Annotated in this window: 24 protein-coding genes, 4 tRNA genes and 1 riboswitch; of the genes, 18 read left to right on the top strand and 10 right to left on the bottom strand. The window is 65.8% G+C overall.

Features of this window, described 5'->3' with window-relative positions; genetic code table 11:
* Positions 1 to 132: 132 nt before the first annotated feature.
* The 4 genes from AC1DKR_RS12225 to AC1DKR_RS12210 are packed head-to-tail and all read left to right on the top strand — an operon-like array spanning position 133 to position 4,412.
* The gene (locus AC1DKR_RS12225) at positions 133 to 1,629 is read left to right on the top strand and encodes a TolC family protein (protein ID WP_442243706.1); all 1,497 of its coding nucleotides are present in this window, start codon (positions 133 to 135) and stop codon (positions 1,627 to 1,629) included.
* Positions 1,626 to 2,765 (top strand): ABC transporter permease, encoded by a 1,140-nt coding sequence (locus tag AC1DKR_RS12220; protein WP_442243705.1) that lies wholly within the window; start codon positions 1,626 to 1,628, stop codon positions 2,763 to 2,765. The genes AC1DKR_RS12225 and AC1DKR_RS12220 overlap by 4 nt, the downstream gene beginning before the upstream one ends.
* Before the next feature lie 10 nt (positions 2,766 to 2,775).
* Positions 2,776 to 3,504 carry an ABC transporter ATP-binding protein gene (locus AC1DKR_RS12215; protein WP_025875189.1) on the top strand — a complete coding sequence of 243 codons (729 nt, stop codon included), beginning with the start codon at positions 2,776 to 2,778 and terminating at the stop codon, positions 3,502 to 3,504.
* Positions 3,501 to 4,412 (top strand): HlyD family secretion protein, encoded by a 912-nt coding sequence (locus AC1DKR_RS12210; RefSeq protein WP_442243704.1) that lies wholly within the window; start codon positions 3,501 to 3,503, stop codon positions 4,410 to 4,412. The genes AC1DKR_RS12215 and AC1DKR_RS12210 overlap by 4 nt, the downstream gene beginning before the upstream one ends.
* A 12-nt stretch (positions 4,413 to 4,424) precedes the next feature.
* Here the strand turns inward: AC1DKR_RS12210 and AC1DKR_RS12205 are convergent, their stop codons facing one another.
* On the bottom strand, positions 4,425 to 4,877 hold the full coding sequence (locus tag AC1DKR_RS12205; RefSeq protein ID WP_442243703.1) for a hypothetical protein: 453 nt from the start codon (positions 4,875 to 4,877) through the stop codon (positions 4,425 to 4,427).
* Between the two features lie 74 nt (positions 4,878 to 4,951).
* On the opposite strand from AC1DKR_RS12205, the gene AC1DKR_RS12200 reads away from it, so the two are divergent.
* From AC1DKR_RS12200 to AC1DKR_RS12185, 4 genes are all read left to right on the top strand, one after another.
* Positions 4,952 to 5,027: transfer RNA gene (locus tag AC1DKR_RS12200), tRNA-Gly, on the top strand.
* A 154-nt stretch (positions 5,028 to 5,181) separates the two neighbouring features.
* Positions 5,182 to 5,257: transfer RNA gene (locus tag AC1DKR_RS12195), tRNA-Gly, on the top strand.
* Between the two features lie 66 nt (positions 5,258 to 5,323).
* A tRNA-Cys gene (locus AC1DKR_RS12190) sits at positions 5,324 to 5,397 on the top strand.
* 189 nt (positions 5,398 to 5,586) lie between these two features.
* Positions 5,587 to 6,096, top strand: coding sequence for a DUF998 domain-containing protein (locus AC1DKR_RS12185; protein WP_442243702.1), 510 nt, complete (start codon positions 5,587 to 5,589; stop codon positions 6,094 to 6,096).
* A 46-nt stretch (positions 6,097 to 6,142) separates the two neighbouring features.
* On the opposite strand, the gene AC1DKR_RS12180 is transcribed toward AC1DKR_RS12185, so the two are convergent.
* Complete coding sequence (locus AC1DKR_RS12180) at positions 6,143 to 6,784, bottom strand: flavin reductase family protein (protein WP_442243818.1); 642 nt, start codon at positions 6,782 to 6,784, stop codon at positions 6,143 to 6,145.
* Positions 6,785 to 6,889: 105 nt separating this feature from the next.
* Here AC1DKR_RS12180 and AC1DKR_RS12175 point away from each other — a divergent pair, with 105 nt between their 5' ends.
* Both AC1DKR_RS12175 and AC1DKR_RS12170 read left to right on the top strand, forming a co-directional pair.
* Entirely contained in the window at positions 6,890 to 7,594 is a 705-nt protein-coding gene (locus AC1DKR_RS12175) for an ArsR/SmtB family transcription factor (protein WP_478033051.1), read from the top strand.
* 133 nt (positions 7,595 to 7,727) lie between these two features.
* Positions 7,728 to 7,997, top strand: a complete 270-nt coding sequence (locus tag AC1DKR_RS12170) for a hypothetical protein (protein ID WP_089240177.1) — start codon at positions 7,728 to 7,730, stop codon at positions 7,995 to 7,997.
* Between the two features lie 106 nt (positions 7,998 to 8,103).
* Here AC1DKR_RS12170 and AC1DKR_RS12165 read toward each other — a convergent pair whose 3' ends face one another.
* Positions 8,104 to 8,304, bottom strand: coding sequence for a hypothetical protein (locus tag AC1DKR_RS12165; protein WP_223494741.1), 201 nt, complete (start codon positions 8,302 to 8,304; stop codon positions 8,104 to 8,106).
* Positions 8,305 to 8,393: 89 nt separating this feature from the next.
* Positions 8,394 to 9,476, bottom strand: a complete 1,083-nt coding sequence (locus AC1DKR_RS12160; RefSeq protein ID WP_478033247.1) for an alpha/beta hydrolase — start codon at positions 9,474 to 9,476, stop codon at positions 8,394 to 8,396.
* 150 nt (positions 9,477 to 9,626) lie between these two features.
* Between AC1DKR_RS12160 and AC1DKR_RS12155 the strand changes: the two genes are divergently transcribed.
* Complete coding sequence (locus AC1DKR_RS12155; RefSeq protein ID WP_478033048.1) at positions 9,627 to 10,460, top strand: cupin domain-containing protein; 834 nt, start codon at positions 9,627 to 9,629, stop codon at positions 10,458 to 10,460.
* Between the two features lie 3 nt (positions 10,461 to 10,463).
* Here AC1DKR_RS12155 and crcB read toward each other — a convergent pair whose 3' ends face one another.
* Positions 10,464 to 10,856, bottom strand: coding sequence for a fluoride efflux transporter CrcB (gene crcB / locus AC1DKR_RS12150; protein ID WP_025875171.1), 393 nt, complete (start codon positions 10,854 to 10,856; stop codon positions 10,464 to 10,466).
* Positions 10,857 to 10,937: 81 nt separating this feature from the next.
* Positions 10,938 to 11,001, bottom strand: a riboswitch (Fluoride riboswitch).
* A gap of 22 nt (positions 11,002 to 11,023) precedes the next feature.
* On the bottom strand, positions 11,024 to 11,464 hold the full coding sequence (locus AC1DKR_RS12145; RefSeq protein WP_223494745.1) for a helix-turn-helix domain-containing protein: 441 nt from the start codon (positions 11,462 to 11,464) through the stop codon (positions 11,024 to 11,026).
* A gap of 78 nt (positions 11,465 to 11,542) precedes the next feature.
* Between AC1DKR_RS12145 and AC1DKR_RS12140 the strand changes: the two genes are divergently transcribed.
* The gene (locus tag AC1DKR_RS12140; protein ID WP_428704147.1) at positions 11,543 to 11,785 is read left to right on the top strand and encodes a helix-turn-helix domain-containing protein; all 243 of its coding nucleotides are present in this window, start codon (positions 11,543 to 11,545) and stop codon (positions 11,783 to 11,785) included.
* A 318-nt stretch (positions 11,786 to 12,103) separates the two neighbouring features.
* Positions 12,104 to 12,340 (top strand): hypothetical protein, encoded by a 237-nt coding sequence (locus AC1DKR_RS12135; protein ID WP_025875165.1) that lies wholly within the window; start codon positions 12,104 to 12,106, stop codon positions 12,338 to 12,340.
* Between the two features lies 1 nt (position 12,341).
* Here AC1DKR_RS12135 and AC1DKR_RS12130 read toward each other — a convergent pair whose 3' ends face one another.
* Complete coding sequence (locus AC1DKR_RS12130; protein ID WP_478033044.1) at positions 12,342 to 13,391, bottom strand: 4Fe-4S dicluster domain-containing protein; 1,050 nt, start codon at positions 13,389 to 13,391, stop codon at positions 12,342 to 12,344.
* Positions 13,388 to 13,672, bottom strand: a complete 285-nt coding sequence (locus AC1DKR_RS12125; RefSeq protein ID WP_312786228.1) for a hypothetical protein — start codon at positions 13,670 to 13,672, stop codon at positions 13,388 to 13,390. The genes AC1DKR_RS12130 and AC1DKR_RS12125 overlap by 4 nt, the downstream gene beginning before the upstream one ends.
* Before the next feature lie 180 nt (positions 13,673 to 13,852).
* Between AC1DKR_RS12125 and AC1DKR_RS12120 the strand changes: the two genes are divergently transcribed.
* Positions 13,853 to 14,293: a group III truncated hemoglobin gene (locus AC1DKR_RS12120; protein ID WP_478033042.1), complete on the top strand. Its 441-nt coding sequence runs from the start codon at positions 13,853 to 13,855 to the stop codon at positions 14,291 to 14,293.
* 44 nt (positions 14,294 to 14,337) lie between these two features.
* The gene (gene hemN / locus AC1DKR_RS12115; protein ID WP_478033040.1) at positions 14,338 to 15,747 is read left to right on the top strand and encodes an oxygen-independent coproporphyrinogen III oxidase; all 1,410 of its coding nucleotides are present in this window, start codon (positions 14,338 to 14,340) and stop codon (positions 15,745 to 15,747) included.
* A gap of 9 nt (positions 15,748 to 15,756) precedes the next feature.
* Here the strand turns inward: hemN and AC1DKR_RS12110 are convergent, their stop codons facing one another.
* Positions 15,757 to 16,236, bottom strand: a complete 480-nt coding sequence (locus AC1DKR_RS12110) for a hypothetical protein (protein WP_478033038.1) — start codon at positions 16,234 to 16,236, stop codon at positions 15,757 to 15,759.
* Positions 16,237 to 16,412: 176 nt separating this feature from the next.
* Positions 16,413 to 16,499: transfer RNA gene (locus tag AC1DKR_RS12105), tRNA-Leu, on the bottom strand.
* A 115-nt stretch (positions 16,500 to 16,614) separates the two neighbouring features.
* Between AC1DKR_RS12105 and AC1DKR_RS12100 the strand changes: the two genes are divergently transcribed.
* The 3 genes from AC1DKR_RS12100 to AC1DKR_RS12090 all read left to right on the top strand — a co-directional run bounded on the left by AC1DKR_RS12100 (position 16,615) and on the right by AC1DKR_RS12090 (position 19,546).
* Entirely contained in the window at positions 16,615 to 17,637 is a 1,023-nt protein-coding gene (locus AC1DKR_RS12100) for a TraB/GumN family protein (protein WP_478033036.1), read from the top strand.
* 58 nt (positions 17,638 to 17,695) lie between these two features.
* Positions 17,696 to 18,148 (top strand): BLUF domain-containing protein, encoded by a 453-nt coding sequence (locus AC1DKR_RS12095; protein ID WP_312786223.1) that lies wholly within the window; start codon positions 17,696 to 17,698, stop codon positions 18,146 to 18,148.
* A gap of 111 nt (positions 18,149 to 18,259) precedes the next feature.
* A complete protein-coding gene (locus tag AC1DKR_RS12090) occupies positions 18,260 to 19,546 on the top strand; it encodes a nucleotide sugar dehydrogenase (protein WP_394195703.1) in 1,287 nt (428 codons plus the stop codon).
* The last annotated feature ends 12 nt before the right edge of the window (positions 19,547 to 19,558 follow it).

The following is a 19,558-nucleotide window of genomic DNA, read 5'->3' as shown; positions in this document are numbered from 1 at the left end:
GACAATGTGCCGCAGCACCCGCGGACAGTCCAGCGTTCAGCTTGGCGGCGCCGATGAAAGGCTGTGGAAAGGCCGAGGGTTCGCAATGCATGCACCGCACACGCGCTGTAACGCACCTCCGACCGATTCTCCATGTCCACTCCACAATCGCGGCGTAGCCTCCTCGGCTTCTCTCTCCACGAAGGCGGGCGGGTGGCCAGTCCCATCACTTTCCCGGCAGCGTTCGCGCAACGGTATGCCGTCGTCCCACGCATCGTCCTGGGTACCGGGGCGCTGCTGACCAGCATGATGCTGGTGGGCTGCGTGTCGGTGCCGGTTCCCGATCTGCCTGATCGCGTACCAGCAGTCTGGAATCAGCCCGCGCTAGGGCAGGGCGTAGCGGTCGACGCGCGGCAGTGGTGGAAGGTGCTGGCCGATGCGCGCTTGAACGCGCTGGTGGAAGAGGCCGTCGCCGGCAATCTGGACCTGCGCCAGGCCACCCTGCGGTTGCAGGCGGTACGCCTGGTGTCGGGCACCTCCGATGCGCGCTTCCGTCCGGAAATCTCCGCCAGTGCCAAGCAGGTGCAGGACGCCGCCGCGGTCGACACGTATTTCCACGCCGGCGTCGAAGCGATCTGGGATCTTGGCCTGTTTGGCGCAGCGGAGAGTGCCCGTCTAAGCGCGCAGGCGGCCAACGGAAATGCCGAAGCGCTACGCGATGCGGCGCAGGTGGCGGTCATCGCTGATGTGGTGCGCAGCTACCTGGATCTTTCCGTCGCGCAGGCGCAGGTGGATCTGCTGGGCAGGCAGCAGGCCGTTGACGCACGTGGCGAGCAACTGGGCCTGGTGCGGCAGCGCCTGCATCTGGACGAGCCTGGTGAACTGGATCGCCTGCGCGCGCGGCGGGCGGCCACGCGCGCGGCCATTGCACAGGCGAATGAAAACGCGGGCAACGCCGCGCGCGCGTTGGCGCTGCTGCTGGGTCGCGATGGTCCGGATCCGGCCTGGAATGCCTACCGCACGCCACCGCAGTTGAGCGCCTTCACCCTGCAGCAGGTGCCGGCCGATCTGCTGCGCCATCGCCCGCAGATCCTGCTGGCCGAGGCCGATGTGCTGCAGGCTGCCGCCGAAAAGGGCAGTGCGCGCGCGTCGATGTTCCCGAAACTGAGCCTGGGCGGTTCCATCCTGTACGCCTACAACCTGACCCAGAACGCTCGCTCCAACTCTGATTCCAGCCCATCGATCGGTCCCTACATCGATATCCCTCTGTGGGATTGGGGCCAACGTCGCGCGCGCTATCAATCCGACGACAAGCAGCTGGATGCAGCCTTGCTGGGGTATCGCAAGGCAGTGCTGCAGGGCGTGGCGGAAGTGGAGGGTGCACTGGGCAGCCTGGCCCGCGAGGACAGCAGCATCCAGTCGCTGCAGGTGGCCGACGAAGCTGCCCGGCAGCAGGTCGCACGACAGGCCCGGCAGGTGCAGCTTGGTCTTTCCAGTGAGTTCGACGGGCTGGAAACCCAGCGTGCCGCGCTGTCCGCGCAGGCCGACCTGATCGGCGCGCAGTGTGCTCGCGTACTTGCATTCGCGTCGCTCTATCGCGCAGTGGGTGGGGCCCCCTTGCCGGCCGAGCCTGAAGGCGACGCGCAATGATCGCGCTTGCCCGCAAGACCCTGGTTTACGAGTGGCGGCGTTTCCTGCCGGTGGTGCTGGCCATGTGTTTCGCCGGCGTGCTGCTGATCGTGCAGGCGGCGCTGGTACTGGGCATCTTCGGCACCGCCGCGATCTACGTGAAGGCATCCAGCGCCGATGTCTGGGCGGGCTTTGCCGGCACGCAGAGCGTGAACTACGGTCATGCGATCAGTGCCGATGTAGAGAATCGCCTGCGGATGGACCCGGATGTCACCCGCGTCGAACCCTACGAGTGGGTCGATGGCGAGTGGCGCTCCAGCGCACAGGGTGCCGGCAACGTGTCGGTGTATCTGTCTGGCATCTCCACGGCAGGCGACGCGATGATGTTCTCGCGCATCCTGTCGCCCGATCTGCGTGCCCGGTTGCGCGAACCCGGTGCAGTGATCGTCGACAGCGCGGACCTGGATACGCTGGGCGTCGATCTGCACCGCAACCGCGCGTGGATCAATGGCAAGGCCGTGCGTGTGGTTGCCGCGCAACCCGGCCTGCGTGGCCTTGGCGGCGTCAACGTGCTGGCGTCTTTGGATACCGCGCGTGCCATCGCCGGAACCGATCCACATGAAGGCAGCACCTATTTCGTGGCGGGCACGCGCTCACCGGAGCTGGCCGCGCGCGTGCGCGACCGTCTCAGTGCATCGACGGGCCGCGCCACGCCCGTCGAGTTCTGGACAGCGCCGGAGTTCGCCAGTCGTTCGCAGCAGTACTGGCTGTTCGATACCGGCGCCGGCATCGCAGTGCTGTTCATGGCGGTCATCGTCTGCTTCGTCGGCGCGGTGATCACCAACCAGTCATTTGCGGCGGTGGTGGCCGGGTCGGTACGCGAGTACGCCACCCTCAATGCGCTCGGCGCAGGCCGCTACGCGCTGGCCCGCGTTGTGTTCGAACAGGCCCTGCTGATCGGTGGTGTCGGCATGCTGCTGGCCGCAGCCTTCAGCACGGTGGTGCTGCTGGCCGCGCAGACCCAGCGCGTACCGGTACAGCTCACGCCGATGGTGGTCCTTGGCTGCGTGGCGCTGGTCGCGGTGATGGCCATGCTGTCGAGCATCATGGCGGTGCGCAGCGTCGTCCGTTCCGATCCATCGCTGCTGTTGCGTTGAGGGGCCACCGATGACGAATGCTCCCATCGCGATCCCGACCCTGCGTGCCGACGCACTCGAAAAGGGCTTCGTGTCCGGCGATGTGCATGTGCCCGTGCTGCGTGGCCTGTCGTTGGACATCTATCCCGGCGAATTGACCTTGGTATCGGGCCCCTCGGGCTGCGGCAAGAGCACGCTGCTGTCGCTGATGTCCGGGCTCTCAACGCCTGATGGCGGTCGCGTGCATGCGCTTGGCCAGGACGTCAGCCACATGACCCGCAGCGAGGTGGAGCGCTTCCGCCTGCACCACGTCGGTTTCGTATTCCAGGGCTTCAACCTGTTCCCGGCGCTGACGGCGCTGGAGCAGGTGCAGCTGCCGTTGGGCTATCGCGGCATGCGCAACCGCGACAGCGAGCCGTTGGCGCGGCAGGCGCTGGACGAGGTCGGCCTTTCGCACCGCAGCCACATGCGCCCGGCACAGCTGTCCGGCGGCGAGAAACAGCGCGTAGCCGTTGCCCGTGCGTTCGCCAAGTCACCCACGCTGATCTTTGCCGACGAACCCACCAGCGCATTGGATGCCGAGAACGGCCAGCGCGTGATCGACATCCTGCACCGTTATGCACGCGCGCATCAGGCCACGGTGTTGTGTGTAAGCCACGATCCACGCCTGATCCGCCATGCGGATCGGGTGATCGCCATGGAAGACGGCACGGTCCGCGATGACCGCCGCCAGAACGAAACCGTAGAGCCCAGCCCATGACCAGAATGCCGCCGTTGTTCTCCCTCAGCTTCTCCTTGGGCGCGGCATTGCTGCTGGGTGCCTGCAGCAAGGATGCACCCGTACCCGCGCAGCCGACCGCTGCCACGTCCGCCAGCGCGGACAACGTCGCCGTCGCGCCTGGCATCATCGATGTGGAAGGCGGGCTGATTGCACTGGTACCAGCGATGGATGGTTCGGTCAGCACCGCGCCGGTGAAGGAAGGAGCGGTGGTGCGCAAGGGCGACGTCCTGCTCACCCTGGATGGCGCACTGCTTGAACAGGAGGTGGGCATGGCCAACGCCGATCTCGCGCTGGCCACCGATCGGCTGAAGGGCAGCCAGGCGCAACTGCGCGAACTGGAGCGCAACGCCACCCGCCTCGCCACCGGCGCCAGTGAAGGCGTGTCGTCCAACCAGCAGGCCGACGCAGCCAGGCAGCAGCTGGCAGGTGTGCGCGCCGATGTGGATGTGGCCGGAGCGCAGGTCGACATGGCCCAGCACAAGTTGGAGCACGCCAGGCTCAAGCTGCGACAGATGTCGCTGACCGCGCCGGACGCCGGCACCGTCGTCGGCCAGGTGCCGGGCGTGGGTGCGTTCGTGCAGGCCGGCAAGCCGGCGATGTCACTGTTGCCGGCGCGACCGTTGCAGGTGCGTGCCGAGCTGAGTGCGGCCTACGCCGATGCCGTGCAGGTTGGCATGCGTGCGACGGTGGTGATCGATAGCGATGGCGCAGAGGGCAAGCCATTGCCGGTGGCACGCGTGGTCCGCATCAGCCCGGTGTTCGCGCAGGCACGATTGCCCGAAGACGCAGGGCGCGGCGTGGCCAAGGTGGTGGAGTGCGTGCTGGAATTCGACAGCGCCGCCAAGGCGCGCGTCGGCCAGCATGTGCGGGTGGAATTCCACAGGTAGGGGCGTGCTTCGCTAGGGGCGTGCGCGTCGGGTCTGTTTCCCGGTCAACGCCCGCCACGCACTGGCCAGCGACACCACGCACAGCGCCAGCAGCACAGCCAGGTCGATCAGCAGCAGGCACAACAGATGCATGCCCTGCACCGGTGCCTGGTGCAGGGCAGCGGCCAGCCACGGGAACGACCAGGCCAGCAGCAACACCAGGGCGATCAGCAGCCGCAGCCACAGGCGCCCTGGTTTCCAGGGACGCACGATCAGCACGGTGACGACCAGTTCCGCTCCAGCCAGTACAGCGAACTGGACGACCGCGCCGGTGGGGTAGGGCAGGGTGGCGTCTTCGAAGTGGCGCAGCATCCAGTAGTCCGGGGTGAAGCCCGCATTGATCAGTGCAGCGATCACCGCAAGCCAGGCCAGGGCGACAAGGCTCCAGCACAGGCGGGCAAAACGAGCTCTCGTGGGCGGGTTCATCGGTGCTGCGGACTGTTGACGGCGTGAAGGAATTTGGACACAATAGCGCTCCTTCGACGCAGGTCGGAGAATCTGCGGGAATAGCTCAGTTGGTAGAGCGCAACCTTGCCAAGGTTGAGGTCGCGAGTTCGAGTCTCGTTTCCCGCTCCAGATTGCACAGGGCCCCGGTTGGGGCCTTGTTTTTCTCCCGCCACGGCAAGGCGGGGCACGTTGAGCTACAAGGCTCTTCGCGCAGTCAGAAAAGTGAAAACTGTTGTGAAATGGCTGGTGTGTGTCCCGGGCTTCCGGTACCATGACGGCTTATGCGGGAATAGCTCAGTTGGTAGAGCGCAACCTTGCCAAGGTTGAGGTCGCGAGTTCGAGTCTCGTTTCCCGCTCCATGTTCCGACAGGCCCCATCGCGGGGTTTTGTCATGTCAGGGGCGTCGTTCCTGATCGCAGTACGTTGGCCTCATGGCAGAGTGGCTATGCACCGGATTGCAAATCCGTTTACAGCGGTTCGATTCCGCTTGAGGCCTCCAATTGAAAAGCCCTGATTCCGGTCAGGGCTTTTTCTTTGTGCGTCCCCCTGGCGCCAGCAGGGGTACCAAACTGCACATGCGACCCCGGGGGACCGGCTGCTAACGTCGCCGCACTCCTCTTCAGCGGTGGTGACTGCAGTGCGGAATCTGGCGATCCAGCAGGCGGTATACGTTCCCCTCGGTGCCATGATGGCGCTGATCGCTTTTGCTTTCACCGTGCCCGGCTACCACCCGCTCTCCCAGCATCTCAGCGAGCTGGGCCTGATGCCGGGGCTGCCAGCCAAGGCGGTGCAGGTCGGCGCGGTGGTCAGTGGCTCGGCCATCATCGTCTTCAGCCTTGCATTGCTCGCACAAAGCCGCCGTTTCGCGCTCACTGTGCTCACCTCCATCCTGTTCGGCGTGTCCATGGTCAGCAATGGCGTCTTCACCACGGGCAGCCCGCTGCATGGCCTCTATGGCATCGGCATCTTCTCGATCCTGACCCCGCTGCTGTTCCTGGCTGAGCTGGGCCCTGCTGCGTCGACGCGGATGGCCTGGATTGCGCGTGCCATCTCGCTGCTGGGGATGGCCTATCTGTGGCTGATGCTTTCCGGATTCGACCCGGAGCCCTATCGCGGCCTCACACAGCGCATCGCGCTGCTGCCGGCGTTCGGCTGGTACACCTTCGCCGCGCTGGAGCTGCGTCGATCCCGCGTCTGAATCAGGGGCTTCTTCTACTTCTTGTCGGCGGCGCGCAGCCAAGGGTTCAGGCAGGCAATGGCAAAGGATCGTCAGCGCGGAAATTGCGCGCCACCGGCGTGGTGGTGCCCACATAGTGACGGAACAGATAAATCAACGGTGCCCAGCGCTGCACGTCGATGTGGTGGGTGCCGGCAACAGTGATCGCCTCGTGCGCATGCACCCGGCAGATCCGTCCTTCGACGATCATGAAGCCCTGATCCTGGGTTCCGCTGGGCCGGTGCGAGGCGAGCAGCGCGACCTCCACCTGCAACGGGCATTCGGCAATCGCCGGCGGGGCCACCTGCACCGAGTCGACGCGGCTGAAGCCGCCCAGTGCGAACTTGTCAGGCACATGCACGTACCCCATGGCGCGCTTCGACTCCGGCACGGGGGTACGAGCGGTGGCGCGGGCGATGGCTTCAACCTGCGCCGCCTGCGTGGCATCTGCGAAGTTCAGTACGCATTCGCCGCGTGTCAGAAGGTTGCTGCAGCCTTGGCCCTGTTCGCCGATGCCGAGCACCACGCGGTCGCCCAGCGCCCAGAATGATGAAAGCGGACTGATGTTCGCACTGCCGTCTTCATTCAACGTAGTCATCAGCACTACCGGTGTTCCCGGGTAGAGCACCGAGGGGGTGATGCAGCGGCGTTGGAAGTCTTCCGGTGGCATGCCTGAGCTCGTGGGGTGCGGGCGATGACTGTGCCCTGTGCAGGGGCGCGCATGCTTCGATCCGGGTCGAACGATGCGCGGAAAGCGGCATGCCACAATGCGGCCATGGTCCAGACGTCCCGCTCCTTCATCCATGTCGGCACGCTGGTCGGTGACCATGCACGCGCGGCCATGCTGTTGACGTTGATGGATGGTCGGGCGCATACGGCGTCCGAACTGGCTGGCGTGGCTGGCATCTCGCCGCAGACGGCAAGCAGTCATCTACGGCGGTTGCTCGACGGCGGCATCCTGGCCGTGGAGGTACAGGGACGCCACCGCTATCACCGGATTGCCTCGACCGAGGTCGCCGACATGCTGGAAGGCATTCTGCGTTTCAGCGATCAACGGCCACCGCTTTCTCCACGAACCGTACGGGTCGATACCGGCTTCCGCCGGGCGCGCACCTGCTACCGGCACCTGGCGGGCGAATACGCCGTCGCCATCTGTGACCACCTGCTGAGCACCGGAGCGATTACCGCGGCGGCAGACCACTGGCAGATGACGGCTCATGGCGCTGACGTCCTGCGCGCCGTGGGGCAGCCGCTGGAAGAATTGATCGCGCGATCACCACATGTGAAGCCCGAGCGATACTGCCGCAGCTGCCTGGACTGTACCGAGCGGCGCCCGCACATGGCAGGCATGGTCGGCGAAGCACTTCTGGAGAGTTTCCTGCAGAACCACTGGCTGCGTCGCCTCGAGGGGCGGCGCGACCTGCAGGTGACACCCGACGGGCAGAAGGCATTCCGCAGGCTGTTCGACGTACATGCCTGAGGCCCGCTCCGCGCCGCTGACAGTCTCAGTCGGCCACGACATTGCGACGGGGTATGGTCGAGTTCTGGTCTTCGGGAGCAGCAATGGCAGGCAAGGACATGAGGGGCCGCACGCACGATGCGGCTGGCCGGCAATGAGCAGATCCACCGCAGATGTGCGCTGGCTTACATTCCGGCTGAAGAACGGGCAGTCCATCGGCCCCGATCAACTGAAGGACGGCTGGGTCCTCGCCTCGGAGAGCCGTCATTGTGACGTGCGCCGCGAGCGCATCGAGGGCGCAGGCGTGGTCTATGCGCTGTATGGCCCGCCCGACCTTCCGTCTCCCCGGCGCGCTGAGTTACGCATGCGCGACTTCCTCATGCGCTCCGGCTATACCTTCACCATGGGTACGCTCGGCCACTGATGCGGTCGGTCATTGCTACGCCTGGATTTGCCGCCGATGCGGACGGCATCGACAACGTCGGAAGGCGCGGACCGGCTCCCAAGCTGGAAGCCGGCCGGTGTGCAGGTCAGGGCGACGGGCAATCCATTTCCCTGCAGAGGCGATACTCGAGGTCGCACTGTGCAGAAGTGGGGCCACCGGGATTATGGGTGGCGCGAAGGCACTGCTGATACTTCAGGTCGCAGAATTCGCAGGTGCCGGCAGCGAACGCGAAACCTGAGACTGCTACGGCAAGGAACATCATGGTCTTCAAGGTCGTCTTGATCATCACATCAGTCCTTTGTTTGCCCTTCAATGGGCGAGGCCACAATAGCAGTCGTTGCCCGGCATGCCTGGTGCGGTGCCGCAAGTTACGGATCAGGACGAAATTTTTGCCGCGTTCAATGCCTCGACGACCTGTGAATCCGTAAAGCCGCAGTGGCCTTCGCCAATCGCTGGCAACACGCGCGGCAATGGCGTGGCGCCAGCGTGCTCGGCCAGCTGCGGATACACCGCCTGCATGCGCGGCACGATGCTCGGGTCGTTGTTGTTGAACTGGATCACCAGCGGTCGCTTGAGCGCGCCGGTCAACGCCAGCTTTTCGCGCACGTATCGCTGTGCCGGCGCAGCAGGTGCCAGCCGCTGCACGCCCGCGTTGAACGCCTTGTCGTCACCGAATCCGCGGTAGACGGTCGTAACGTTGCCGACCGGCATGCCGCCGGCGCGCGTGGCCAGTTCGTGCAGGATCATCGCGTGCAGGCTGATCGTGCCCGGCAATGCCTCCACACTTACCTGCAGCCGTGCAGCCAGTTGCGCAGCCACGGCCGGCCGAGCCTGAAGCGCGGCGGCGATGCCTTGATAGAGCTCCATCTGCGGCAGCGCCGCAGCTTCCGCCGATGCCAAGCCCTGCCGAGGCAGTCCCTCGGGCTCGGGGAAGAAATAGTCGAACGCCACCAGGGTGGTCAGCAGGTCGTTGGCCAGTTGTTCGCCGGGCAGATTGGCGCCGCACAGCGACACGCCGCCGTTGTAGTGCTGTGGCAGGCGTTCGAGGGTGGCGATGGCCACCGCACCGCCCATCGAAAAGCCAAGAATCCAAGTGCGACGCACGTCCTTCAATTCGGACAGGGCGCGTGCGCGCAGGTGTTCCATGTCCACGATCGCATCTGCCACCGCCCAGCCCTGGCTGGCATAGGCGCTCTGCGCCACGGCGTAGCCCGCTGCAAGCAGGCCGCCGGTGCTGTCGTTGGCCGGCATCGGTGATGGCTGCGGCACGCCGACCGGCTCATAGCCATGCGCCAGCATTACCAGTTCGCCGTTCCAGCCGGCGGGCACGTCCAGGCGCCAGCGCGCGCCCTGCAGCTCACCGCTGGAGGTGCGTGGCGTGGCGGGCGGCGCGGCGGCCTGCGACACGTGCGGAAGCAGCAGGACCAGTGCCAGGACCAGCCGGTGGAAGGTTCGCATCATGGTGTTTGCCCTGGCTGGTGCGGTCTGCGCGGAAGGTGCCGCCTGTATAGCGCTGCCCCTGCACGGTGGCTAGCCTCTGACGCAATGCAATCGAATTCGATACGATCTGCCGTATCTGCTCCCTTCCATTTGATCTGGGGTCCCGCCATGGTCGATCGCCTCGCCATCCTGCTCGAACGCTTCGCGGTCACCGCCTCGGTGTTCCATGCCGGCGCGCTGTGCGGCATCAACAGCCTGGAGGCCGAAGGCGACGCCGGCCAGCTGCACCTGGTGCGGCGCGGTCCGTTGCAGGTCAGTCATGGCACGCAGACGGTGCAGGTCGACGTTCCCAGCCTGCTGCTGTATCCGCGCCCGCTGCCGCATCGCTTCCACACCGATCCTCAGCACGGCGCCGACATGGCCTGCGCCAACCTCCATTTCGAGGGCGGCAGGCTCAACCCGATCAGTGCTGCGCTGCCCGACTTCATCTGCCTGCCGTTGGCCGAACTGTATGGCGGCCATGCCGCCCTGGAGCTGCTGTTCGAGGAGGCATTCGAGCAGCGCTGCGGTCGCACGGTGATGGTCAACCGCCTGTTCGAGGTGGTGATGATCCAGGTGCTGCGGCAGTTGATGGAGGGGGGGGAGATGCGCGGCGGCCTGTTCGCCGGGCTTGGCCATCCACGGCTGCGGTTGGCGCTGGTGGCCATGCACGAGGCACCCGCCCAGGCCTGGACACTGGAAGATCTGGCCGACGTTGCAGGCATGTCGCGCAGCGTGTTCGCCGCCAGTTTCCGCGAGGCCATGGGAACCACGCCCGGGCAGTATCTGCAGGGCTGGCGGGTAGGCCTGGCGCAGCAGGCGTTGCGGCAGGGGCGACCGTTGAAACGGATCGCCGACGAGGTTGGCTATGGCAGCGAGGCCGCGTTGTCTCGGGCGTTCAAGGCACACACCGGGCAATCGCCACGGCAGTGGCGCGGACAGGCGCGCGCTGCTGTCGGCTGACTGTTACCCCAGCGCGAGCCGGGTCAGCTTCATGCCGGCGAACAGCCCGGCCAGGCCCAGGGCTACCGAGCCGCCGGCGTACAGTGCGGCCAGGCCATGCTGGCCCCGCTGCAGCAGCAGGCCGGTTTCCAGCGAGAAGGTGGAGAACGTGGTGTAGCCACCAAGAATGCCGGTGGCCAGCAGCAGGCGCAGTTGCGGCGACGCGCCGTTGCGCAGCGCAAACGCCTCCACCACCACGCCCATCAGCACGGCGCCGCTGATGTTGACCAGGAACGTCGACCAGGGCCAGGTGCTGCCGGCGGCCACGCGGGCGCCGATCAGATTGCAGGCATGGCGCAGGCAGGCGCCGACACCGCCGCCCAGGAACACCAGCACATAGTTGTTGAACGTCTGCATTGCTTGCCTCGAGTGCGTGTTCGCAGGTTCGACGGCGTACGCAATGGCGGGCACGGCCTGCCATCGACGAACGCCGGGTTCGTCGCAGCAGGAGCCATCAGCCATCTCAGGCGATTATCGGGGGAGCCCCATCCCCATCGACCACCATGCTAACAGCACGCGCTGGGTCAGGGCAGGGCCGTCATCACCACGCGTGCGACCTTGCCGCGGCTGACGCCCTCCATCAGCAGGTCATGGGCCATCAGCCCCAGCGTGGCCTCACGGCGGTAGCCGACTTCCAGGCCACGCTCGGCAAGGATGTGGGCGACAAGCTCATAGGCCGCTTGCCAGACATCCAGATGGGCTTCGCTGGGCATGTGCATGTAAGCCGTGCCGCGTTCGCCGACACCGCGTCCCAACGGGCCGAACAGCAGCTCCCGCGGGTCCAGCTTGACCGCGTCGGCGATGCGGAACAGCTGTTCGGCTTTCACGTGGTTGGCTTTGACGTGGTCGTTGAGCCAGTTGCTGACCGTTGCAGTCGTCGTGTCGGCGGCACGCGCCAGGTCGGCAGGGCGTGCATGCCCGGCTTCCTTCATGGCGACCGCGAGTCGTTGTCCAAGAGTATTCATCTATGCAAGCCAGCTTAACGCGTGGAATCGAAAGAGGCCTTGGCGCAAGAATAAGTTTGATGATGAAAGGGATCGAAAATGGACGAATTCTGGAGCAAGCGGCAGGTCCGCACGCGGCTGGGCTTTTCCACCGACGCAGAGCTCGCCAGGTTGTTTGGAATCAGCAGATCCGCTGTCTCGCAATGGCCCAGAGGCTTTCCCATCCCGCCGCTGAGGCGCTACATCCTGCAGCAGCGATACCCTGCGCTTTTCCCGGTGGATCAGAACTCGCACGATGAAACCGCATGGGATGCGTCGAGGGTTGTCGCGGAAAGACCGTAAAGATCAATTCGCTAAGTAGGCTTAGCAATACGGCCAGGATTGATCCACTTGCCGGTGGCGATAACCTGATCTGTGATGGGCACCCGGGTTCGCGGGCGGGCAATGTCGACATCGGCACGGAGATTCCGGATCCCCGTCGTTGCGTTCTTTCATGAACGATTAATAATTTCAATCGCGAAAGTCGCGGCCTGTAATTGACGTGTCGTGAAATCTGTGACTAATTGGCATCAACCGGTTGTGAAGGCCGGGAGTCTTTCAGTAGCTCGCAAGTGAATTGGTCGACCGTCAACGATGCAGAACAAGTCAAACGGAGGTCGTATGGAATACGGCATGCATGGCTTGGCTGAACGGGTACGCCGCGAACTGGAAGCCAGTTATCACAAACACGGATGCGGTCCGGCGTTCTGGGATACCTACCAGCAGGTGCTTGATCGTCTGGTTCCGCAGGGGACCGGGCGAACTGATGTCACCAATGAAATGGCGCTGATCATCGAACAACTGGGCATCGTCCGTCGCGCCCAGCTGGTTCCGCCGCGCCCGGGCGACCCGGGCTGATTCAGAGCAGGCGCCAAGCGCCGCACACCAGCAGCGCCAACAGCAACGATGCCAGGGCCGTGGTGCGGGGACGCCACCACCGGCGCGGCTGGCCTGCCATCACCTGCGGGCTGCAGTAGCGCACCAGGCTGGGGCCGAAGCCTGCCTGATGCTGCTGCTGGGTGCAGGCTTCCAGACAGGCACCGCAGGCCAGGCAGTCGGCCTGTGGGCCATGGCGGATGTCCAGGCGCATCGGGCACGCGCGTACGCAGGCCATGCAATCGAGGCAGTCGCCCAACCGATCCGCACTGAAGGTGGGCATCGGTCCGGCCAGCAGTGGATGCGCGGCGCGGAAGACGTAGTCCTGCGCAGTGGTCGGATCGAGCCGGCCACGACCGCGGCCGAGTACGCCGCCCAATGCCGGCGGGCGGGCGCCGCGCGGCTCGCCACGGCATGGGTCATACAACATGCGTGGGGTGTGCGGGTCGGTCAGCAACGGCTGCATGCGCGCGAACGGACAGAGTGATCGGCACACCTGCTCGCGCAGGAACCCGGCATTGCCCCACGTGGCGCCGGCATAGAACAGCACCCAGAAGGTCTCCCAGCCACTCCATGCGCCACCGAACGCGCCGGTGACCAGTTCGCGGATCGGGCTGAACAGCCCGACGAACGTGATCCCGGTCCACAGCGACAGCAGCAACCAGGCCAGCTGGGTGGCCGGCCGCGCCAGCTTTGCTGGCAGCACGCGGGCCAATGCCTGCGCGATCCCGTCGAACGCTCGTGTCCACAGCGTCTGCGGGCAGGCATGTCCGCACCACACGCGCCCGGCCAGATGGGTGAGCAGGGCCAGACCCACCGCCATCACCGCCAACAGCCCCAGCAACACACCGATGTCATCCGGCCACAGGGTCCAGGCGAACAGGTCGAAGCGGCGCGCGTTGAGGTCCAGCAGCAGGGCCTGCCGTCCATCCCACTGCAGCCATGGCAGTGCATGGAACAGGACCAGCAACGCAAGGCCCAGGGTGCGGCGCCAATGCCATGCGCGCAGGGGCGAGGATGCGGTGATGCTCATCCCAGTGGCAGCTCCTCATCCTCTTCGTCCGGCATCGGCCGCAGCAGGTAGCCGGTCACCGCGCTGGAAAGTGCGGTGACCGCCCAGAACATGAAGAAGCCTGCGGTGTAGCCCAGCTCACGGCTGATGGCCGTACCCGGGAAGCTGATCGCCTGCAGCCGCAGTGGATCGACGAAGGCGAAGAACACCACGCAGGCCAGGCCGGCGGCGATGAAGCTGGGCCACAGGACTGCACCCCAATGCTGGATACGCCGCTGGCGGATGGAAGTCGGTGTGTTCATGCGGGTTCGGGTTGAAGAAGAGGGCGGCGCGTATACTTCGCCGTGGTTGGCGCAGCATCCGCAGGGCATGCTTCCTGCAAGCGTGCCAGCCTAGGTGCGCCGCAGTGCGCTGACATTGATCTGGATCAACAGCGGTGGTGGCGGCATGCGGCACACTGCCGATCCGCACTTGGTGCCCTGATGAACGCAACGCCCACGACTGCCCTTCCCATTGCTTCGCCAGAGTTGTGCAGCGAGGAGGAAGTGACCCGGTTGGTCCACGATTTCTATGCGCGCGTGCGTGAAGAGGAGCGTCTGGGGCCGGTATTCGACGGGCATGTGCGCGACTGGCCGGAACACCTGGCCCAGCTCGTCGATTTCTGGTCGGCGATGCTGCGCGGGACACGCAGGTTCAAGGGCTCGCCGATGTCCAAGCACATGGCGATCAATCTGGAAAAGGATCTGTTCGACCGCTGGCTGGTGCTGTTCCACATCACCACGGCCGAATGCAACAACCCGCCCATGCAGGCGCTGGCCGACGATGTGGCCGCCCGCATCGCCGACACCTTCTGGCGCCGCTACCAGATGCTGCGCTGGCCGCAGGTCATGCTGCCGGTGCTGGGCGTGCCCACCAAGGATTGATCTGGGTCAAGGCGCACCTGCAGGCTTGGGGCGATGCTGGCGCCATGGACACGTTCTCTCCCGCTGCCGGTGGCTTGGCCTGGACCTTCGATCCCGATCTGCTGCGACGGCATGACCGTCCCGGCCCGCGCTACACCTCCTATCCCACCGCGCCGCACTTCCATGACGGGTTCGACGCACCCGCGCTGCGCCAGGCGATCGCCGACAGCAACCCGTTGGCGCGCGCGTTGTCGTTGTACGTCCACGTCCCATTCTGCTCCAGCCCCTGCTTCTACTGTGGCTGCAACCGGGTGATCACCCGCGACCGCGGGCGTGGGCACAGCTACGTGTCACGCGTGCTGGCCGAGGCGGACCTGCTGGCACCGCAGTTCGCCGATGGTCGTGAAGTGATCCAGCTGCACCTCGGCGGTGGTACGCCGAATTTCCTCGATGCCGATGCGATGACCGCACTGGTCGAGGGCCTGCGCCGCCGCTTCGATTTCAGCGATTCGTCGCAGCGTGATTTTTCCATCGAACTGGACCCGCGTTTCATCGACACCAGCGACGTGGCGATGCTGGCCCGGCTGGGCTTCAACCGCGCCAGCCTGGGCGTGCAGGATTTCGACCCGCAGGTGCAGGAATCGATCAACCGCGTGCAGGGCGTACGGCAGACGCTGGATATCCTGCGTGCGTGCCGCGACAGCGGCATGCGTTCGGTCAACGTCGATCTGATCTACGGCCTGCCCGGGCAGAGCCTTGAGGGCTTCGGCCGTACCCTGGAACTGGTGCTGGCGCTGCGTCCGGATCGACTGGCGGTGTATGGCTATGCGCATCTTCCGCACCTGTTCCGCGCGCAGCGGCAGATCGACGAAAGCCGGATGCCTTCACCGGAAGACAAGCTGGCGCTGCTGGGCCTGGCGGTGGAGCGTCTGTCCGCAGCCGGCTACCAGTACATCGGCATGGATCACTTTGCTTTGCCGGAAGAAGACCTGTCGCGTGCCCAGCGCGCCGGCCAGCTGCATCGCAACTTCATGGGCTACACCACCCACGCAGACACCGATCTGCTCGGCCTTGGCGTAAGTGCGATCAGTCACATCGGTGCCACCTACAGCCAGAATCCGCGTGACCTGCCGTCGTGGGAGAGCGCGGTGGACCAGGGACAGCTGCCGGTCTGGCGCGGCGTCGCACTCAGTGCCGACGACCGGTTGCGCGCCGAGCTGATCCAGCAGTTGATGTGCCAGGGTGAGGTGGATGGAATGTCACTGGCCCAGCGCCATGGCATTGATTTCGAGACCTATTTCGCCGAAGACCTGCAGGCCGTGCAGCGCCTGCAGCAGGATGGCCTGGCCGAATACCGCGATGGCGTGGTGCGCACCAGCGAGCCCGGGCGGCCGCTGCTGCGCCTGCTGGCGATGTGCTTCGATCCCTATCTGCGCGCTGCGCAGGAGCAGCCGCGTTATTCGCGGGCGATCTGAGCGCAGGTCTCAGCGCTTTCCGACGCCGCGTTCGGGGTGGCGAGCGGCCATGCCACCACTGGAGGTGGTGCTCCAGTTGCCGCTCAGATCGCGCACGCTGGTGGAGTAGGAGCCGTCGCTGTACTCGGTGCGCCACCTGCCGCTCAGGTCACGCTTGCTGACCGAGTAGCTGCCGTCACTGTACTGGGTGCGGATGTTGCTGCTCAGGTCAGTGCTGCTGTTGGAGTAGCTGCCATCGCTGTGGGTGGTGCGCTTGCGGCCACTCAGATCGGTGGTGGTGGTCGAACGGCTGCCGTTGCTGTGCTCAGCGGTCACCCGGCCGGACAGGTCGCGCTTGATGCGGCTGGACGATCCGTCACTGTTGCGGATATCCAGGCTTCCGTCGAGGTTGCGATGGCTGTCCGAACGGCTCTGCGCCGATGCCGGTGCAGTAGCCTGGGCGAGCAGCGTGACCAGCGCCAGCGATGATGCGATCCCTATCCACCTCACGGGTGATCTCCTTATGCGTCGTTCGGCGGCCGGTATGGCGCGTTCGATTCTGCCATGCCGGCTTGGAGCCGTCTTGATCGCAGCGACGTCAGCCGAATGGCCGCATCCCTTTCAACGGGCTGCTGTTGAACCAGCGGTGCGTTGGCCCATTGCAGGGGCATCGACGCGTGATTGACTGGTGCCCGGAGCCGGAATCGAACCGGCATGGGGTTGCCCCCGGCGGATTTTAAGTCCGATGCGTCTACCAGTTTCGCCATCCGGGCCTGCAGCGCGCGCCGATTGTAACGGAATCGCCGCCGCTGCCGCCGGCTAACGCGCCTTTTACGCAGTCGGGCGCGGGGCTGGGTACAGTCCGCCAACATTTCCGGGAATGGCGATATGCGTGCACGTGGCGAGCGATGGATCGGATGCAGTGCCGTGCTGGGGCTGATGCTGGCGATCGGCCCGGCCGCCGCGCAGCAGGCACCAGCGCCCACTGGCCCGGTGGTGGATATGGACACGGTGCAGGTGACCGGTGAACAGCCCGGCCCCGGGCTCTGGAAGGTCACCGCTCCGCAGGGGCATGTGCTGTGGATCCTGGGAACGGTCTCGCCGTTGCCAAGCGGCGTGCAATGGCGTTCCGACGAAGTCGAACGGACCATCGCCGGTGTCGACCATGTGCTGGGTGATCCGGGTTTCAGCCTCGATGCGAAGATCGGTGTGTTCAAGGGCCTGATGTTGCTGCCGCTGGCGATGAAGACCGCGCGCGATCCGCAGGGGCGCACGCTGGATCAGATCCTGCCGGCCGCAACACACGCGCGCTGGCTGGCGCTGAAACAGACCTACATGGGCAATGACCGTGGCGTGGAAAAGGACCGTCCGCTGGTGGCCTCCGGCCGCTTGTACCAGGCCTTCCTCAAGCGCAACGGCCTGCGCGATGGCAAGCAGGTCAAGGAAGCACTCGGGCGCGCGTACAAGGCGCACGATCTGAAGCCGGAAGACGTGCAGGTCAAGCTGAAGGTCGACGACATCCGTGGCACGTTGAAGGAGCTGCAGGCCACCGAAGTCGATGACCGCGCGTGCTTCGAACGCACGCTCGACACGGTGGAATTCCAGGCGCCGGTGTTGCGCGAGCGCGCCAACGCTTGGGCACTCGGCGATGTCGCCGCACTGCGTCGGCTGTCGGGCTCGTCGATGGCCCAGACCTGCCGCGAACTGCTGCAGGATTCGGCCTTCGTGCGTAGGCGTGGCTGGAGCGATATGCCGCAGCAGGTGCGCACGCGCTGGCTGCAGGGCGTGGATGCGGCGCTGAGCCGTCATCCAGGCACCTTCGCGACGGTGCCGGTCAGCCTGCTGCTGGGCGAGGGCTATCTGGATGCGCTGGTGCAACGCGGCTACCAGGTCGAGTCGCCGCCGGAATAACCAACGCTTGAAGTCCTCGTGCTTCCTGTCATATTCCTCTGCACTCAGGAGGGGAGTGATGGACATGCCGTTGCATGCGTACGCCTATGTCAGCACGGCCAGGGAGGGACTGGACGTGCCCGAGCTCGATGCATTGCTGGCCGATGCGACCGCGTTCAACCGCATGGCCGGGGTGACCGGGGCGCTGATGTTCGATGGCAGCCGTTTCCTGCAGTACATCGAAGGCCCACGGGATGGGCTGGCTTCGGTGCACGCGCGGATCGGCAACGCACGTCGCCACGGCAGCATCATCCAACTTGCCGCAGGCCCAATCCCGAGCCGCTGGTTCCCGCGCTGGACGATGGCCAACCGGCACGTGGATGCGGCGACGCTGGGCAGCATCGTGGCGGCCCCGTGGCATGGTTTCAGCCTGGCGCAAGAGCCCCCGGAGCATGGCTTCTGCCTGTTGTTGCGGGCCTGGACGGGGCGGCACGGCGAACTCGAGCCGGCGGCCGTCAGCCTCGGATCCTGATCGGGGCGTGGTCTGGCGCCGCTGCCGCGGTTAACCTTGTCGGCATGTTTGCCTGCACCCGGACCCTCGCATGACCCAGTGGACACAGTTGCCGCCTGCTGGACGCCGCGCATGAGCGCGCCGATCGGCGCAGCACAGATGCCGTCCCCGGCCATCATCGGCCTGGGATATGTCGGGCTGCCACTGGCGGTGGCTTTCGGCCGCCAGCTGCCCACCCTGGGATACGATATCGATTCCGCACGCATCGCCGAACTTGCCGGCGGGCAGGACCACACGCTGGAGATGGAACCGGATGAACTGGCCAGCGCGTCGCTGCTGCGCTACAGCAGCGATCCGGCACAGCTCGACGCCTGCAACGTCTACATCGTCACCGTGCCCACGCCGATCGACGCCTACGAGCAGCCTGATCTGGAGCCACTGCGTTCGGCGACGCGACTGATCGCCAGCCATCTTCGCGCCGGTGACCTGGTGATCTACGAATCCACTGTTTACCCGGGCACCACCGAAGAAGTCTGCGTGCCGCTGCTGGAACAGGGCTCGGGCCTGCGCTTCAACGAGGATTTCTACTGCGGCTACAGTCCCGAGCGGGTCAGCCCGGGTGACCGCCAACGGCGCCTGACCGACATCCGCAAGATCACCTCCGGTTCAACGCCGGACGTGGCTGCGGTGGTCGATGGCCTGTACCAGCGGATCATCACCGCCGGCACGTTCCCGGTGCCGTCGATGCGGGTCGCCGAAGCGGCCAAGGTGGTGGAGAACATCCAGCGCGACGTCAATATCGCACTGGTCAACGAGTTGGCGCTGATCTTTGATCGGCTTGGCATCGACACCCAGGATGTGCTCGACGCCGCGGGCAGCAAATGGAACTTCCTGCCGTTCCGGCCGGGGCTGGTGGGTGGCCACTGCATCGGCGTGGACCCGTACTACCTGCTGCACAAGTCCGAAAGCATGGGCTACCACCCCGACCTCATCCACACCGCCCGGCAGGTCAACAACCGGGTGGGCGAGCATGTGGCCAAGCGCGTGCTGGCGATGCTGGCCGAACGTGGTCGCATGCCAGCGCATTCGCGCATCCTGGTGCTGGGCGTGACCTTCAAGGAGGACTGCCCGGACCTGCGCAACAGCCGCGCGCTGGAACTGGCCCAGCGGCTGGCCGGCAGCGGCGCGCAGGTGGACGTCAGCGATCCGTGGGTGGGGCCAGCTGCCATGGCGGACGAGGGCGTGAACTGGCTGGCCGAGCCGGTGCCCGGCAGCTACGACGCGGTGGTGCTGGCGGTGGCGCATGAGAGCTTCAAGGCGATGGACGATGCCCATATCCGCAGCCTGTTGGCGCCCGGTGGGCTGGTCTATGACGTGAAGTCCGCCTGGCCGCGCAGCGTGGTCGACGATCGCCTGTAGGTGCTTGCGCGG

It is taken from the genome of Stenotrophomonas sp. 01N47 (assembly GCF_056399165.1).
This window is presented reverse-complemented; position numbering and strand designations above follow the sequence as displayed.

Excerpts from the sequence above, each read along its gene's own strand:
- AC1DKR_RS12225 (WP_442243706.1), top strand. The coding sequence starts at position 133 with ATGTCCACTCCACAATCGCGGCGTAGCCTCCTCGGCTTCTCTCTCCAC.
- AC1DKR_RS12220 (WP_442243705.1), top strand. The coding sequence starts at position 1,626 with ATGATCGCGCTTGCCCGCAAGACCCTGGTTTACGAGTGGCGGCGTTTC.
- AC1DKR_RS12215 (WP_025875189.1), top strand. The coding sequence starts at position 2,776 with ATGACGAATGCTCCCATCGCGATCCCGACCCTGCGTGCCGACGCACTC.
- AC1DKR_RS12210 (WP_442243704.1), top strand. The coding sequence starts at position 3,501 with ATGACCAGAATGCCGCCGTTGTTCTCCCTCAGCTTCTCCTTGGGCGCG.
- AC1DKR_RS12205 (WP_442243703.1), bottom strand. The coding sequence starts at position 4,877 with ATGAACCCGCCCACGAGAGCTCGTTTTGCCCGCCTGTGCTGGAGCCTT.
- AC1DKR_RS12185 (WP_442243702.1), top strand. The coding sequence starts at position 5,587 with ATGGCGCTGATCGCTTTTGCTTTCACCGTGCCCGGCTACCACCCGCTC.
- AC1DKR_RS12180 (WP_442243818.1), bottom strand. The coding sequence starts at position 6,784 with ATGCCACCGGAAGACTTCCAACGCCGCTGCATCACCCCCTCGGTGCTC.
- AC1DKR_RS12175 (WP_478033051.1), top strand. The coding sequence starts at position 6,890 with ATGGTCCAGACGTCCCGCTCCTTCATCCATGTCGGCACGCTGGTCGGT.
- AC1DKR_RS12170 (WP_089240177.1), top strand. The coding sequence starts at position 7,728 with ATGAGCAGATCCACCGCAGATGTGCGCTGGCTTACATTCCGGCTGAAG.
- AC1DKR_RS12165 (WP_223494741.1), bottom strand. The coding sequence starts at position 8,304 with ATGATCAAGACGACCTTGAAGACCATGATGTTCCTTGCCGTAGCAGTC.
- AC1DKR_RS12160 (WP_478033247.1), bottom strand. The coding sequence starts at position 9,476 with ATGCGAACCTTCCACCGGCTGGTCCTGGCACTGGTCCTGCTGCTTCCG.
- AC1DKR_RS12155 (WP_478033048.1), top strand. The coding sequence starts at position 9,627 with ATGGTCGATCGCCTCGCCATCCTGCTCGAACGCTTCGCGGTCACCGCC.
- crcB (WP_025875171.1), bottom strand. The coding sequence starts at position 10,856 with ATGCAGACGTTCAACAACTATGTGCTGGTGTTCCTGGGCGGCGGTGTC.
- AC1DKR_RS12145 (WP_223494745.1), bottom strand. The coding sequence starts at position 11,464 with ATGAATACTCTTGGACAACGACTCGCGGTCGCCATGAAGGAAGCCGGG.
- AC1DKR_RS12140 (WP_428704147.1), top strand. The coding sequence starts at position 11,543 with ATGGACGAATTCTGGAGCAAGCGGCAGGTCCGCACGCGGCTGGGCTTT.
- AC1DKR_RS12135 (WP_025875165.1), top strand. The coding sequence starts at position 12,104 with ATGGAATACGGCATGCATGGCTTGGCTGAACGGGTACGCCGCGAACTG.
- AC1DKR_RS12130 (WP_478033044.1), bottom strand. The coding sequence starts at position 13,391 with ATGAGCATCACCGCATCCTCGCCCCTGCGCGCATGGCATTGGCGCCGC.
- AC1DKR_RS12125 (WP_312786228.1), bottom strand. The coding sequence starts at position 13,672 with ATGAACACACCGACTTCCATCCGCCAGCGGCGTATCCAGCATTGGGGT.
- AC1DKR_RS12120 (WP_478033042.1), top strand. The coding sequence starts at position 13,853 with ATGAACGCAACGCCCACGACTGCCCTTCCCATTGCTTCGCCAGAGTTG.
- hemN (WP_478033040.1), top strand. The coding sequence starts at position 14,338 with ATGGACACGTTCTCTCCCGCTGCCGGTGGCTTGGCCTGGACCTTCGAT.
- AC1DKR_RS12100 (WP_478033036.1), top strand. The coding sequence starts at position 16,615 with ATGCGTGCACGTGGCGAGCGATGGATCGGATGCAGTGCCGTGCTGGGG.
- AC1DKR_RS12095 (WP_312786223.1), top strand. The coding sequence starts at position 17,696 with ATGGACATGCCGTTGCATGCGTACGCCTATGTCAGCACGGCCAGGGAG.
- AC1DKR_RS12090 (WP_394195703.1), top strand. The coding sequence starts at position 18,260 with ATGAGCGCGCCGATCGGCGCAGCACAGATGCCGTCCCCGGCCATCATC.